The organism is Peptoniphilus grossensis (assembly GCF_001940285.1).
Classification (GTDB): Bacteria; Bacillota; Clostridia; order Tissierellales; family Peptoniphilaceae; genus Peptoniphilus_A; species Peptoniphilus_A faecalis.
The window spans coordinates 731,185-745,956 of the sequence record NZ_MJIH01000001.1; the positions used below are offsets into that span (position 1 = coordinate 731,185).

General features: G+C 32.4%; 11 protein-coding genes. 2 read left to right on the forward strand and 9 right to left on the reverse strand.

The features are described from left to right. Positions 1-90 precede the first annotated feature (90 nt). Both BIV18_RS03545 and BIV18_RS03550 read left to right on the forward strand, forming a co-directional pair. Entirely contained in the window at positions 91-561 is a 471-nt protein-coding gene (locus BIV18_RS03545; RefSeq protein ID WP_075659328.1) for an HD domain-containing protein, read from the forward strand. Further along, positions 558-1,286, forward strand: coding sequence for a putative ABC transporter permease (locus BIV18_RS03550; protein WP_075659329.1), 729 nt, complete (start codon positions 558-560; stop codon positions 1,284-1,286). The genes BIV18_RS03545 and BIV18_RS03550 overlap by 4 nt, the downstream gene beginning before the upstream one ends. Positions 1,287-1,314: 28 nt before the next feature. On the opposite strand, the gene pyk is transcribed toward BIV18_RS03550, so the two are convergent. The 9 genes from pyk to pth all read right to left on the reverse strand — a co-directional run bounded on the left by pyk (position 1,315) and on the right by pth (position 14,771). Continuing rightward, positions 1,315-3,048, reverse strand: a complete 1,734-nt coding sequence (gene pyk / locus BIV18_RS03555) for a pyruvate kinase (RefSeq protein WP_075659330.1) — start codon at positions 3,046-3,048, stop codon at positions 1,315-1,317. Between the two features lie 7 nt (positions 3,049-3,055). Further along, a complete protein-coding gene (locus BIV18_RS03560) occupies positions 3,056-4,009 on the reverse strand; it encodes an ATP-dependent 6-phosphofructokinase (protein WP_075659331.1) in 954 nt (317 codons plus the stop codon). 6 nt (positions 4,010-4,015) lie between these two features. Beyond that, positions 4,016-7,441, reverse strand: a complete 3,426-nt coding sequence (locus BIV18_RS03565) for a DNA polymerase III subunit alpha (RefSeq protein ID WP_075659332.1) — start codon at positions 7,439-7,441, stop codon at positions 4,016-4,018. 502 nt (positions 7,442-7,943) lie between these two features. After that, a complete protein-coding gene (locus BIV18_RS10630) occupies positions 7,944-8,090 on the reverse strand; it encodes a hypothetical protein (RefSeq protein ID WP_178385767.1) in 147 nt (48 codons plus the stop codon). Between the two features lie 56 nt (positions 8,091-8,146). Beyond that, a complete protein-coding gene (locus tag BIV18_RS03575; RefSeq protein WP_075659333.1) occupies positions 8,147-8,413 on the reverse strand; it encodes an HPr family phosphocarrier protein in 267 nt (88 codons plus the stop codon). 1 nt (position 8,414) lies between these two features. Beyond that, a complete protein-coding gene (whiA, locus tag BIV18_RS03580) occupies positions 8,415-9,350 on the reverse strand; it encodes a DNA-binding protein WhiA (protein ID WP_075659334.1) in 936 nt (311 codons plus the stop codon). Positions 9,351-9,555: 205 nt separating this feature from the next. Then, positions 9,556-10,668 carry a peptidylprolyl isomerase gene (locus BIV18_RS03585; RefSeq protein WP_075659335.1) on the reverse strand — a complete coding sequence of 371 codons (1,113 nt, stop codon included), beginning with the start codon at positions 10,666-10,668 and terminating at the stop codon, positions 9,556-9,558. A gap of 45 nt (positions 10,669-10,713) precedes the next feature. Further along, entirely contained in the window at positions 10,714-14,193 is a 3,480-nt protein-coding gene (gene mfd / locus BIV18_RS03590; RefSeq protein WP_075659336.1) for a transcription-repair coupling factor, read from the reverse strand. An 8-nt stretch (positions 14,194-14,201) separates the two neighbouring features. Beyond that, positions 14,202-14,771, reverse strand: a complete 570-nt coding sequence (gene pth, locus BIV18_RS03595) for an aminoacyl-tRNA hydrolase (RefSeq protein WP_075659337.1) — start codon at positions 14,769-14,771, stop codon at positions 14,202-14,204. Position 14,772 lies beyond the last annotated feature (1 nt).

A 14,772-nucleotide genomic window follows, 5' to 3' on the forward strand; every position in this document is an offset into this window, starting at 1 on the left:
GAAATATAAGATTTGCAATGTATTAAAAATTTAACACAAACTTTGAATTTTTTTTACTTTTATATAATAGAATAATACTCAGGAGATTATATGAATAACCAAAAAAAACTTGAAGAAATCATCGCTTTCTTAAATGAAAACACGAGATTTAAAGAAACAAAAAATTTCATACAACATGGAAATACTTCTGTCTATTATCACGTTATTTCTGTTGCAAAAAAATCAATTGAAATTGTAGAAAAATACAATTTAAATGTGGACATGGACTCCCTTATAAGGGGTGCCCTACTTCACGATTACTTTCTATACGATTGGCATGATGGCAAGAAAGAACGCTGGATCCATGGTTTCACTCATCCAATGAAGGCATACTTAAATGCAAAGAGTGAATTAAAGATAAATAGAATTGAAAAGGACATTATAATCAAGCACATGTTTCCTCTAACTATTCTTCCGCCAAAGTATTTGGAGTCTTGGATTGTAACTTATTCTGACAAATATGTTTCCATAGTGGAAACTGTTAGGAGAAAATCTATGAAAGTGGGTTTTGAAAATTTATGAAAATTGCAGAACTATACCTAATATTTTTTATCTACTCCTTTATAGGTTGGTTGTGGGAAAGTTTCCCTTGTTCCAAAATTGAGCTAGATAAAATTTATAACAGAGGCTTTTTAATTGGTCCTTTTTGTCCAATCTATGGCATTGGTGCAACTGTATCCTACTTAATATTAAAAAACTTTGACTCAAGCTTTTACATTTTTATTTATTCTGCACTTTTGTCCTGCACAATTGAGTATGTCATTGGTTACTTATTGGAAAGATTTTTTCACCAAAGATGGTGGGATTACGGTGCCTATCCTTTTCAAATTAAAAGAAGAGTGTGCCTTTACGGTTTAATAGTTTTTGGAATGGCAAATATAATTATTGTAAAATACTTAACACCAGTTATGTTATTATTTTTCTCTGCAGCTGAAGATAAAATTATTAACTCAGTAGCCTTTTTATTAACTTTCATCTTCGTAATAGATCTTCTTTTAACTCTAAACAATTTGCTTGGGCTTTCAAAGAGCCTCGACAAGATTTATTGTGCATTAGATGCGAGAAGCAAAATTTATTTTAATTATTTAAATGAATCTGACAGGATTTCAAATTTAAAATTAATGTCGGAGTCAAAAAAGTTTAAAGTAAAATTCGAAAACTTCAATTCAAATTTAAAGGAACGTGAAGAAATTTTAAAGAAAATCGATTATACAAAAATAAAAGACCTTTTTAGTGATAATTTTTAATCACAAAGGTCTTTTTTATAGTTTATAATTATCTTCTCACAGTTGCATCTATTGGATCAATTGTTATAATATCTCCTGTTTTTATCTTTTCTGTGATGTTTTTTACACCAACAATTGCAGTTTTGCCAAGAGAAATTGCCGCTACAGCCCCATTTGATGTAAAACCTGCTTCTTCTGTAATAAATCCTGAAGACTTTTCCATATAAGAAATCATTCTGCCATCAGTTCCATTGCAGACTATTATGTCCTTAGTTTTAAAGTTTTTTTCTAAATCTTCAATTCTATTAGCTACAACTGCTCGTGCCTTCTTTTTCTTTTTCCCAAGGGCAGTTCCTCGTCCCAAAATTTCTGAAACATTTTCGATCTTCAATAAATTTGTGGAACCAGCAATGCCTGCCGGTACTCCTGCTGTCAACACAACTAAGTCGCCAGATTTTATAAATCCCTTTGCAACTGCTACATCAATGGATGCATCTATTAAATTGTCCGTGTCTTTGAAGTTCAAAACTTTTACTGGCATAATGCCCCACACAATGCTCAATTGATTTTTAATTTTTTCGAAGGGTGTTGATGCGATTATTGGCGTCTCTGGTCTAAATTTTGCAATAGCTCTCGAAGTATTCCCTGAAGTTGTAGCAGTAATAATTGCCTCTGCGTGAAGATCTCTTGCAATTACACAGGCACTCTTGCCAATGGAGTTAGTCATAGAGTTTTCCACATCTCTTATTCTGTTTTTCAAAATTTCGTCGTGATCAATTGTATTTTCTGTGTACTCCAAAATTTTTCTCATTGTAACAACTGCTTCAATGGGATATTTTCCACTTGCAGTTTCTCCAGAAAGCATAACTGCACTTGTTCCATCTAAGACTGCATTTGCAACATCATTTGTCTCTGCACGAGTTGGCCTTGGATTTCTAATCATGGAATCAAGCATTTGCGTGGCAGTAATTACAGTTTTGCCGACGATATTGCATTTTTTTATAATTTCTTTTTGCACAATTGGAACGGCTTCTGTTTCAATTTCTACGCCAAGATCTCCCCTTGCCACCATTATCCCGTCAGAAACTTCGATTATTTCGTCGATTAATTCTACCGCCCTTTGGGACTCAATTTTTGAAATAATTTTTGTAGTGTAATCTTTTTCCTCTTCTAGAACCCTTCTTATTGCAAGTACATCTTCTCTACTTCTAATAAAAGATGCTGCAATAAAGTCAATATCTTCCCTTATTCCAAATTTTATATCTTCAATATCTCTTTCTGTTAGAGCAGGAAGATTTAAATTTGCTCCCGGCACATTTACTCCCTTGTGAGATGAAATTGCTCCAGAGTTTTTTACTTCTGTAATAATCTCTTCGCCTTGAATTTTTTTTACCTGTAGCTCCACAAGTCCGTCGTCAATTAATATTTTTTCGCCCTCTTTTAAATCTTTGTAAAGCTCCTTGTAGGAAATACTTGCAATCTTTTTGTCGCCTAATAGATCCTTTGTAGTTAAAATAAATTCATCGCCTGATTCTAGACTTACTTCTCCATCTATATCGCCTAGTCTAATTTCTGGTCCCTTTGTGTCAAGCATTATTCCAATGGGAAGATCCATTTCTCGCCTTATTTTTTTTATTCTGTCAATTTTTATTTTATGTTCTTCGTGGCTTCCGTGAGAAAAATTTAATCTCGCTACATTTACGCCTTCTGTGAATAATTTTTTTAAAATCTCTTCACTTTCACTTGAAGGTCCAATTGTAGCAACAATCTTTGTCCTTTTCATATTCACCTCATATTGAAACTATTTTTAGTATATCCAGTAGATCATGTCTAAAAACTTTTTTTATTTTAAAAATTTCCTCAAAACTCATTTTTATTGCAATTCCATCTTTAAAACCAAGGGCAAGAGAATTTCCAAGTTTTGCTTCTTTTACTGCCAAGTATCCAAGTTCTGATGCCAAAATTCTATCGAAAATACTTGGTGCTCCCCCTCTTTGGATGTAACCAAGAACAGTTACCCTTGTATCTATGCCCGTAAATTTTTCAAACTCTTTTGCAAAATCAAAAGCCGATCCACAGCCTTCAGCCATAATAATTATGTGATGCTTTTTGCCTCTGTTCTTTCCCATAATTGCCTTCTCTGCAATTTCATTCATATCTAGAGGTATTTCTGGCACAATAATTGATTCTGCACCAGAAGAAACTCCAGAATAAAGTGCGATATCGCCGCATTCTCTTCCCATTACTTCAACTATATTTGCACGACAATGTGCTTCTGTTGTGTCTCTAATATGACTTATCGCTTCAGTTACAGTTTCCACTGCGGTCATAAATCCAATAGTAAAATCCGTATAGGCAAGATCATTGTCAATAGAACAAGGAATTCCAATTACATTTATTCCACGATCTCTTAACATCTTTGCCCCTCTTAAACTCCCATCTCCTCCAAGTACAATAAGTGCATCTATTTCAAAAATTTTTAGAGAATTTATCGCCTTCTCCAAACCTTCTTCAGTCATAAATCTTTCAGACCTTGAAGTTGATAAAATTGTTCCTCCCCTTTGAATGATGTCGGCAACTGAAGACTGAACTAATTTTTCAAATTTTGCATCAATTAAACCTTCATAACCTCCACTTATGCCAAAAACTTCTATACCCTCGTAAATACAAGTCCTAGTAACTGCTCTTATTGTGGCATTCATGCCAGGAGCATCGCCTCCACTTGTTAAAATTGCAATTCTCATACACACCTACTTTAAAATAATTTTCTCTCTGCTCTTAGTATACACTGACAATTTATTTTGAATCTCATCAAAGGATGTAGAATCAACCCACATGTTTGAATCAGTTCCAAAGGCTCTTCTGCTTTTTTCTTCAAAAAATATTACTGGAGTGTTGCCTTCATAATCCCTTAATATTTTTTTTATTTCGCCTACATTTTCATTTTTTATGGAATCAACGGAAATATATAATTTATTTTTAGTCGGCATCTTTATCTTTGAGATGCTGTCCACTAAAATTTTTGGCTCTTCAACTTCTGATTCTTGGAAATGTCCTTCCACAAAAACTACATTTTCATCTTCGATTAAATCCCTGTATTTTGAAAAAACATTTGGGAAAATTACAAGTTCAATTGTGCCAAAGAGGTCTTCTAAAGCTGCAAAAGCCATCATTTTGTTGTTCTTTGTAATCATAGTCTTTTTTGATTTTAAAATTCCGCCAACTTTTACTTTACTTGATTTCAAAAGATTTTCTCTATACTTTTCAAAAATTTGATTTGTATTAATATTTGTGTTTTTCTCAATTAATTCTCTATAAGGATCAAGAGGATGACCGGAAATATACATTCCTATAACTTCTTTTTCCATGTCGAGTTTATCCTTTTGCTTAAAATCTTTTAGCTCAGGAAGATCCTCACTCACCTTTGTGTTTTCAAAAATAGAAAATTGTCCAAGTACATTGTTTTTCGCCGTGCTTGATGAAGAGGAGAGTACCGATTCATAAATTGCAAGGTACTGCGCTCTATTGCCTTCAAAGTCATCCATAGCACCACATCTTATTAATGACTCCACAGCTCTTTTGTTTAACACTGATTTATCAATTGCATTGATTCTATCTACGAAGTCTTTAAGTGATTTATATTCGCCCTTTTCACGTCCCTTAACTATTACATCTATTAAACTGTTTCCCACATTTTTTACTGCCTTTAGTCCAAACCTGATTTTATCATTTTCAACAGTGAAATTCTTGAAAGAATAGTTTATATTAGGTGGCAAAATTTCTATTCCCAGTCTTTTTATTTCTTCAATGTAAAGGCTAACTTGCTTTATATCATTTGTATAAGTTGAGATTTGTGCTGCCATAAATTCCCTTGGATAATAATATTTTAGCCAAGCAGTCCTATAAGCAACCACTGAATATGCAACTGAGTGAGATTTGTTAAAGGCATAATCTGCAAAATCTATTATTAAATCATAAATTTCATTTGCAGATTTTTCATCAACGCCATTTGCAATCGCACCGCAAACTCCTTCTTTTTCGTTGCCATAAATAAAGTTTTGCCTTTCCTCTTCCATTACCTTCATTTTTTTCTTAGAGATAGCACGTCTTACAATGTCGGCTCTACCTAGTGAATATCCACCAATTTGTTGTACAATTTGCATTACCTGTTCTTGATAAACTATACAACCATAAGTGGATTTTAGTATTGGCTCAAGTTTTGGGTGAATGTAAGAAATTTTGCTCTTGTCGTGTTTTGATGCCACGAATTTTGGAATTTGCTTCATTGGTCCTGGTCTAAAAAGCGCATTTGCTGCAACTAAATCAGAAAATTCATCAGGTTTTAATTCCTTTAAAAAAGCTCTCATTCCACTTGATTCAAATTGAAAAACGCCAAGAGTTTCCGATTTTGCAAACATCTCTAACACATTTGAGTCTTTATAATCTAGTTTTTCAAAGGAAATAGTCCTACCCTCATTTTCTTTTATTAAATTTATCGCATCTCTTATTACAGTCAAAGTTCTTAATCCCAAGAAGTCCATCTTTAATAGACCTAACTCTTCAAGCTCAATCATGTTAAATTGAGTTGCAATTATTTTGTCGTTTCGAGTTAGAGGAACATATTCAGTAAGTTCATCCTTTGAAATTACGACTCCAGCTGCATGAGTGGAAGTATGCCTTGGTAGACCTTCTAGCTTTAATGCCATGTCAATTAAAACTCTTGAATCCTCTTCACTTTCGTAAATTTCCTTAAATGTTTCAGAAATTTCCAGTGCCTTATCTATTGTCATATTTAATGCTTGTGGAACTTGTTTTGCAATATAGTCCACCTTTGCATAGCTCATGTCGAGGGCACGCCCAACATCCCTTATAGCATTTCTTGCAGCCATAGTTCCAAAAGTTACAATTTGTGCAACATGGGATTCACCATACTTTCTATTTACATACTCAATAACTTCTTCACGTCTTTCATAACAAAAGTCGATATCAATATCTGGCATGGAAACTCTCTCTGGATTTAAAAATCTTTCAAATAGAAGATCAAACTCTAGTGGATCCACATCTGTTATTCCAAGGCAATAAGAAATCATGCTACCTGCAGCTGAGCCTCTTCCCGGTCCAACCTGAATTTCATGTTTTCGTGCATATCTAATAAAATCCCATACTATTAAAAAATAATCCACATAACCCATGTTTTTTATTGTATTAAATTCAAATTCAAACCTTTTTTTTATTTCCTCTGTTATATTTTCGTAGCGAGAATACATCCCTTCGACTGCAAGCTTTTTTAAATACTCTTCGTGAGTGTATTCACTAGGCACATTAAATTCGGGAAGATGGAGGTCGTGGAATTTTATTTCAACATTGCATCTATTGGCGATTTTTACTGTGTTCTCAAGTGCAGACCTGTTTTCAGGGAAAAGTGCTGCCATTTCATCAGGTGATTTTAAATAAAATTCATCTGATGGGAATTTCATTCGATCTTCTTCATTAATTGTCTTTCCAGTTTGAATGCATAAAAGCACATCGTGACTCTTTGCATCATCTTTATCTAGGTAGTGAACATCATTTGAAGCAATAAGAGGAATATCTAGCTCCTCTGATATTTTCACAAGTTCACGGTTTACTCGAGCTTGCTCTGGCATTCCATGGTCTTGAAGTTCCAAGAAAAAATTATTTTCGCCAAAAATTTCTCTGTACTCCATTGCAGCAGATTTTGCAGCTTCCAAATTTCTGTCTAAAATAAATCTTTGAACTTCGCCTCCAAGGCAAGCTGAAGTTGCAATTACACCCTTGGAATATTTTTTTAAAACACCCTTGTCAACCCTTGGCTTGTAATAATATCCATCAACAAACCCAATGGAGACGATTTTCATAATATTTTTAAAACCCTCATTATTTTCTGCCAAAAGTATCAAGTGGTATCTCTTGTTGGACTTATCCTTAATGTTCAAATCCTTTTCTGAGATATAAACCTCACAGCCCAAAATTGGTTTTATGCCCACATCTTTACAAGCTTTATAAAAGGCAATGGCACCATACATATTTCCGTGATCAGTTAAGGCAACGGAATCCATTCCCAAATCCTTTACCCTCTTTGGCAAAAGACTTATTCTTGTGGAGCCATCAAGAAGAGAATACTCGCTGTGCAAATGCAAATGCACAAATTTATTCATAAAATCATCCTTTAATCTTTATACAAACATCAAATTATTTTAGAAATTTAAAATAATTTTTTCAACTTATTTTAAAAAATTATCTAACTATATTTTATCAAAGCCTTAGTTTAATTAAAAGGATATGAAAAAGGTTCTATAATATAGTGCCAATAATTTATCAACAAAAATATTTTACAAATTGCCGAATTTTCTTGTACTTTACTTATTTTTCATCAATACTGTTTAACAATTTGCATTCTTAGTCAAATAAATTCTAATACACATCTCTCTTTGCATCCTTACACTTTGTTCGCAGTCTAAAGCTGTATCTTACTACCTATAACTCACTATCCTTAGTCCTTAGAGCATAAAAACCCCTGAAGATATTATCTCCAAGGCTTATTTCATTATTCTTTTTCTATTATAACTATACTACAATTACTTACTTTCATTCTTTCAACTTTACTCTCCTTGACTTTTTAGAGGATAATGGAAAGATTGTTCTTATTCCAGTTGCCATTTATCCAAAGCATATCATAAAAAATTTAAAATCTGAAGTTAAAGAAATTAAAGAATCTATAAAAATAGAAAACAGTCTGTCTTTAATTCTATTGATTCTATCTTTATGGTCTAGGCAATAAACCATATCACTTTTATCTACCAACACTATTGACAAAGAGGCGAAAAAAAGAGCTTCGCCAAAGCAAAACTCTAAAAAGCATATTAAAGATTTATAAATTCTTTTTCAACTATGTTAGATAATCTCTCAACGGCTTCTTCTTCGTCAGCACCTTCAGCTTCAATGATAATCTCTTCACCACTAAAAGCTCCAAGAGACATAATTCCAATTATACTCTTGCCATTAACCCTGTCGCCATGCGCTTCTAAATTTATGTCAGAAGCAAATTTATTTGCTTCTCTCACAAAAAGTGCAGCCGCTCTTGCGTGAAGCCCTTCGCTATTATTAAGTACAACCTTTTTATTTATCATTTCATACACCCCTCAAATTGTTAGCAATTTTTCTAAGTTTTTTAAATCTATAATTAACAGTGGACTTTGAGACTTTAGGATCTATTGAATTAGCAATGTCATTTAAACTCATGGACCTATTATTAAGTCTTAATGTTGCAACCTTTTTAAGATCATCATCTATATTCTCCAAACCAATTTCTCTATCAATTAATTTAATGTCCTCCACTTGATCATAGGACGATTTAACAGTTTTATTTAAATTTGCAGTTTCGCAATTTACAATTCTGTTGACATTATTTCTCATTTCTTTTATAACCCTAATGTTTTCGTATTTCAAAACAGAGTTATAAGCACCAATAAGAGATAGAATATCCGAAATTTGTTCAGAATCCTTAATGTAGACTATGTATTTTTCCTTTCTCATAATAATCTTTGAAGTGAATCCAAATTCATTAATTACATCCATCAAAAAATATGCATTAGATTCGTTTTCAGAAACAAATTCCAAATGATATCCTTTTTTTGGATCTGTAATAGAACCTGCACCCAAAAAAGCACCGCGTATATATGCCTTCTTCTCATTCACAGTTTTTATGAGATCAGTGGGCACATAACTAATCATAAATACGCTTGCACCTTTTATATATTTTAACTCATCAAGCAATAACCTGCAAGACTCATCTTGAGAGATATATATAATAAATGCATTTTTTTTAAGTTGAGTGGATTTTGCATTTTTTACTTCCACATCAAAGCCAAAAGATCTTCTCAAAAAAGTAAAAACTCTTCTAGCCACTGATGCATTTTCTGTTATATACTCCATAGAAATCTTATTGTTTTTAAAATTTAAAACTCCACACATTGGCGTTATACCTGCAAGTTCAGAAAGAATGATTTCATAATTGTCAACTTTTATCTTCGCAACCTCATTCTTGACTTCAGATGAAAAGCTCATGACTTCACCTCACTATTGAAATAACTTTATTTTATTATAACAGATTTATAAAATTATATTTAATTATAAAGGATTAATTCTATATTTTTTTTAATTTACAAAAACTTAATAAAAGAAAAAACCTGAATGAGACTAGCTAAACTTTATTAGAATTTCTCAACACAGGTTTTTTAATTATAAATTAAAACTTATTAAATTTCAATAATTATTTAGTTTTATTTTCTACTTTAGCATTTTCCTTTTCTACAGTTTTATTTTCTGCCTTGGCATTTTCTTTTCCTGTAGTCTTGTTGTCTGCATTTGTCTTTGTATTTTCTGCACTATTAGCTTTTGAATTTTCTTCTTTTTCTATTTTTCCAAAGTTTTTAAATTCATCAGGAAGTTCAACTTCTTTTTTAGTATTAACATAAACTTTTATTTTTGCATCTTTCTTAACCTTATCTACATATTCTTTAAATTTTTCTTGTTGAAGTGTAGCCTTAACTTGATCTTTTACTGCGTCAAATTCAAGGGGAGTTTTTTCATCAAGTTTAATAATATGGTAGCCAAATTGAGTTTTAATTGGTTCAGAAATATCTCTTGCCTTCATCTTTGCAATTTCTTCGTCAAATTCTTTTACCATTTGACCACTTGTAAATTCGCCAAGTGATCCTCCATTTTTAGCACTTCCAGTATCCTTTGAATTTTCTTTTGCCACTTTAGCAAAATCTTCTCCCTTTAGGATTTGTTTTCTAAGAACATTAGCTTCTTTTAAATCATTAACTAAAATGTGAGATGCCTTAGCTTTAAAGTATTTATCTTTGTTGTCTTCATAATATTTTTTAACTTCATCATCACTTGGAGTTAATTCTTTAGTTTTTTCTTGAGTCCATTTTCCCACTAACATTTGATTTTTCATATTTTCAGCAACATAATCTCTTGGGAGTCCATTTTGTTTTAAAAATGTATCAAAAGCTTCTTTTCCACCAAGTTGTGTTTCAATTTCATTAATCTTTTCATTAACTTCATCATCACTTACTGTTATTTTTGATTTTTCAGCATCTTGCTTTAATGCTTCAGTAGTAGTTAAGTCAGTAATAGCTTGTTCTCTTAAAAGTTCATCAGTAGATTTTTGACCATCTTCTTTATTTTTAAGAATTTCTTCGCCATACATTGAAGTAAGTTGATTTACTCTTGCTGCATAAGATTTATAATATGCTTCCATTGGAATATCAACTCCGCCAACATTTGCTGCTACTCCTTTTTTTGCACCACAAGCTACTAGTGAACTTGCAAGTGTAATAGCCACTGCTATTTTACCTAATTTTTTAAAATTCATATTTCTCTCCTCATTTATATTTTAAATTAATAGTTTTATTATACACTACTTTTTAGATGATTTTGTGTCCTTTTTGTGTAAATGCAAAATAGTTACAAGTTTCTTTAACTCATCAAGGGGATATTTTAAATTGGTTAAAATAATCTCATTTTCATCTCCCATGGAATAGGAAATATTTTTAAATTCATTGTTGAGCTCCATGATTGCTTCAAGGGAAACTTCGCCTTCAACTTTTATTCTGTACTCGCCATTTTTTTCTATAATGGACTTTATATTTGCCTTTTGTGCCTTATTCTTCAAAAGTGCAATGTCCATTAAATTTGAAACTTCATCTGGAAAATCAGAAAATCTGTCGATTAATTCTTCAACTAAATCTGAATAAGCATCTTCATTATCAATTACGGAAATCTTTTTGTAAATTTCAAGCCTTGTTTTATCGTCTTCAATGTATTCCTTCGGTATAAAGGAATCTAATTTTAAATCAATTGTCGTGTCAATTTTTTCTTCCACTTCAAGCCCTCTCAACTTCATAATTGCTTCTCTTAAATACTTCATATAAAGGTCGTAACCAATTTTTTCCATATGACCCGATTGCCTTGATCCCAATATTGAACCTGAGCCCCTTATTTCCAAATCTCTTTCTGCAATTTTATGTCCAGAGCCAAATTCTGTAAATTCCTTTATAGCTTGAAGCCTCTTTTGTGCAACTTCAGAAATTGATGAAGATCTATCGTAGGTAAAATATGCATAGGCAATTCTAGAGGACCTTCCAATTCTTCCACGAAGCTGATAAAGTTGTGAAAGTCCAAGGCGATTCGAGTCTGTAATTATCATTGTATTTGCATTTTGAACGTCCATTCCCGTTTCTATAATAGTCGAGCATACTAAAACATCTATATTGCCTTCTATAAAATCAATCATTGTATCTTCTAAGGCTTTTTCACTCATCTGACCATTTGCCATAGCAAAAGTTACCTCTGGTACAAGTTTTCTAAGTTCTAATAATTTACTTTCCATATTTGAAACTTTATTGTATAAAAAGTAAACTTGTCCCCCTCTTTCAATTTCTTTTAAAATTGCTTCTCTAACCATTAAATTGTTGTATTCCAAGACATAAGTTTCTACGGGAAATCTCTCCTCAGGTGGCTCTTCAATTATAGACATATCCCTTATTCCAATCATGGACATTTGTAGCGTTCTAGGTATTGGAGTTGCAGTAAGAGTAAGTGTATCCACATTTTCCTTTAGCATTCTAAGCTTTTCTTTGTGTCGAACTCCAAATCTTTGCTCTTCATCTATTATCAAAAGTCCCAAGTCCTTAAAATGTACATCCTTTGATAAAAGCCTATGAGTTCCCACTATAATGTCAATATTTCCATTTTTTAAGCCTTCAAGATCTGCTTTTTGATCTTTTTTACTTCTAAATCTCGACAAAAGTCCAACGCCCACTGGAAAATTTTTAAATCTCTCTTTAATTGTATTGTAATGTTGTTGTGCTAAAATTGTAGTAGGCACAAGTAAGGCAACTTGTTTTCCATCGAGTATTGCCTTAAAGGCAGCTCGAAGTGCTACCTCAGTCTTGCCATAACCAACATCTGCACAAAGAAGTCTATCCATGGGAACTGGCTTTTCCATATCTTTTTTAATTTCTTCAGAAGAAGTTAGCTGCCCACTTGTCTCTTCGTAAATAAATGCATCTTCAAACTCTCTTTGATACTGACTGTCTTCGCTAAAGGCATAGCCCTTAGTGTTTTCACGAGTTGCATAGAGTTTTATTAACTCCTCTGCCATGTCGTCAATGGATTTTTTTGCGTGAGCTTTTTTCTTTTTCCACTCAAGAGAATTTAATTTATTTACTTTTGGTGCTCTTTTGCCCTCTTGCACATATTTATAAATCGAGTCTAAAGACTCAATTGGCAAAAATAATTTATCCTCTCCACCATATTCTATGACGATGTAATCCCTTTGTATTCCCGATACCGAAAGTCTTGTCGTGCCAATATACTTGCCAACGCCATGGGCCTCGTGAACTACATAATCGCCAATTTTTAAATCCTCAAAGTTAAGGGATTTTTTCTTAGAAACCTTAGCTTTTTTCTTTTTAGAAAATGTTCCATAAATTTCAGAATAATTTATAAAAACTGTTTTTGAATCAGAAAATTCAATTCCATCATTTAATGCACCCGTTGTAACAACTAAATCAGCATATTTTCTAAAATCTCCATGTTCCTTTGCAAACTCTGGCGAGTATCCAAGTTCCACTAAATGATCAAAAAGCCTCTTTGCTCTTTTTTCAGTAGCTCCAAGTAAAATTACCTTAAAATTATTTTTAGAATAATAGTCCAAGTCATCTTTAAATAACTTTATCTTTGACATATAATTTGTAACGCTCTTCACCTTGATGTTCACAATGTCCTTTGGATTAAACATCTTTGGAGGTTTTAAAAGTGCATTAAAGGTTATAATTTCATTTTCATTTAGCTTGTATACAATCTCTTTGTAATCGTAAAAAGTTTTTTCGTGAGACTTTGTAACTTCGCCATTTTCTATTAAAACCGCAAATTTTTCTCCATTTGCTACAACAAGTTCATCTTCTCTTTCAACAATTCTACTTGGTTCGTCAATTAGAAATATAAAATCATCTAAGTAATCTAAAAAAGATGAAAGTTCCTCTTCATCTACATAGGGCAAGATCAGATCTTTATTTAGTATATTTTCATCATTTTCAAGTCTGTCGACATATTTTAAAAACTTTTCTGTAAGTCTATCTTTATCTTTACCTATAAGCTTTGTCTTTGCAATATCTTTTTTGATCTTATCGGCAATTTTTTTCTTCTCGTCCCTTTTTAAAATCAAATCTTCTATGGGAAAGATATTTATCTCTTCGCACTTTTCAATGGACCTCTGGCTATCAATTTCAAAACTTCTTATGGAATCAACTTCATCGTCAAAAAGTTCAATTCTATAATTTGCATCAGAAGTCGCAATGTCAATTATAGAACCTCTTATGGAAAATTGTCCCACTCCTTCAACGCTTGGAAATCTTTCATATCCCATTTCTGTAAGCTTGTCCTTCAAGTCCTCTAAAGAAACTTGGGACTGAGACTTAATATTTATTTTATAACTTGAAAAAATTTCTTTTTTAGTGATCTTTGCTGTAAGTGCATTTAGCGTAGTTACGACAATACTTGCACTGCCCTTTGAAACTTCAGCCATTGCCTCTAGCCTTTTCTTTGTATTTTCCTTTGACTTTGAGTCTTTATCGTAGAAAAACACATCCTTTTCTGGATATAAAACGCAATTTTCACTAGAAATACTTGAAATATCTTCATAAGTTTTTCTCGCAGTCACTCTATTTTGTGAAATTACACATACTTTTTTGCCAATATCATTAAATGCAGGCGCAAAAAGAGAGAGCACCGCTTCCTCTGAACCAAAGACTGCAGTGTTCTTTGAGTTTTTTATTGAACTACTTAGCTCCTTAAAGGATTTTAAATTTTTAACACTATCTATTAAAAAATTCAACTTCCACCTCAATAAATATTGTTGTTATAAGAATTCATAGAAGCATCAATGCCTCTATCCACAGCCTCAATAATTGCATCGGCACAGGCATCTATTGCGTCTTCAATATGTTTTTTATCCTTTGAAGGGAAAGTGGACAGTACAAAACTTGCCAAATCCTCGTTGGGATGCTTTTTACCAACTCCAACTTTAAACCTGGCAAAATTTTTACTTCCTGTTAAATTTACAATTGACTTGAGCCCATTGTGTGTGCCAGCAGATCCATTCTTTTTTATTTTCAACTGTGCAAACTCAATGTCTATGTCGTCTACTACTACTATTAAATCCTCTGGTTTTAATTTGTAAAAATTTAAAATTTCAACTATTGACTCACCGGAATTGTTCATAAAAGTATGGGGCTTTAGGAGAATAACTCTCTCTGCTGCTATTCTCCCTTCACCCACAAGCCCCTTAAATTTAATCTTATTAACTTTTATATTTAATTTATCGGCAAGTGCATCAATAGTCTTAAATCCAATATTGTGTCTTGTATCCTCGTATTTTTTTCCAGGATTTCCAAGACCTGCTATTATATACACT

Bases quoted from the DNA above. Each gene is read 5' to 3' on its own strand.
- BIV18_RS03545 (WP_075659328.1), top strand. From the start codon at position 91: ATGAATAACCAAAAAAAACTTGAAGAAATCATCGCTTTCTTAAATGAA.
- BIV18_RS03565 (WP_075659332.1), bottom strand. From the start codon at position 7,441: ATGAATAAATTTGTGCATTTGCATTTGCACAGCGAGTATTCTCTTCTT.
- BIV18_RS03585 (WP_075659335.1), bottom strand. From the start codon at position 10,668: ATGAATTTTAAAAAATTAGGTAAAATAGCAGTGGCTATTACACTTGCA.
- BIV18_RS03575 (WP_075659333.1), bottom strand. From the start codon at position 8,413: ATGATAAATAAAAAGGTTGTACTTAATAATAGCGAAGGGCTTCACGCA.
- pyk (WP_075659330.1), bottom strand. From the start codon at position 3,048: ATGAAAAGGACAAAGATTGTTGCTACAATTGGACCTTCAAGTGAAAGT.
- BIV18_RS03550 (WP_075659329.1), top strand. From the start codon at position 558: ATGAAAATTGCAGAACTATACCTAATATTTTTTATCTACTCCTTTATA.
- whiA (WP_075659334.1), bottom strand. From the start codon at position 9,350: ATGAGCTTTTCATCTGAAGTCAAGAATGAGGTTGCGAAGATAAAAGTT.
- BIV18_RS03560 (WP_075659331.1), bottom strand. From the start codon at position 4,009: ATGAGAATTGCAATTTTAACAAGTGGAGGCGATGCTCCTGGCATGAAT.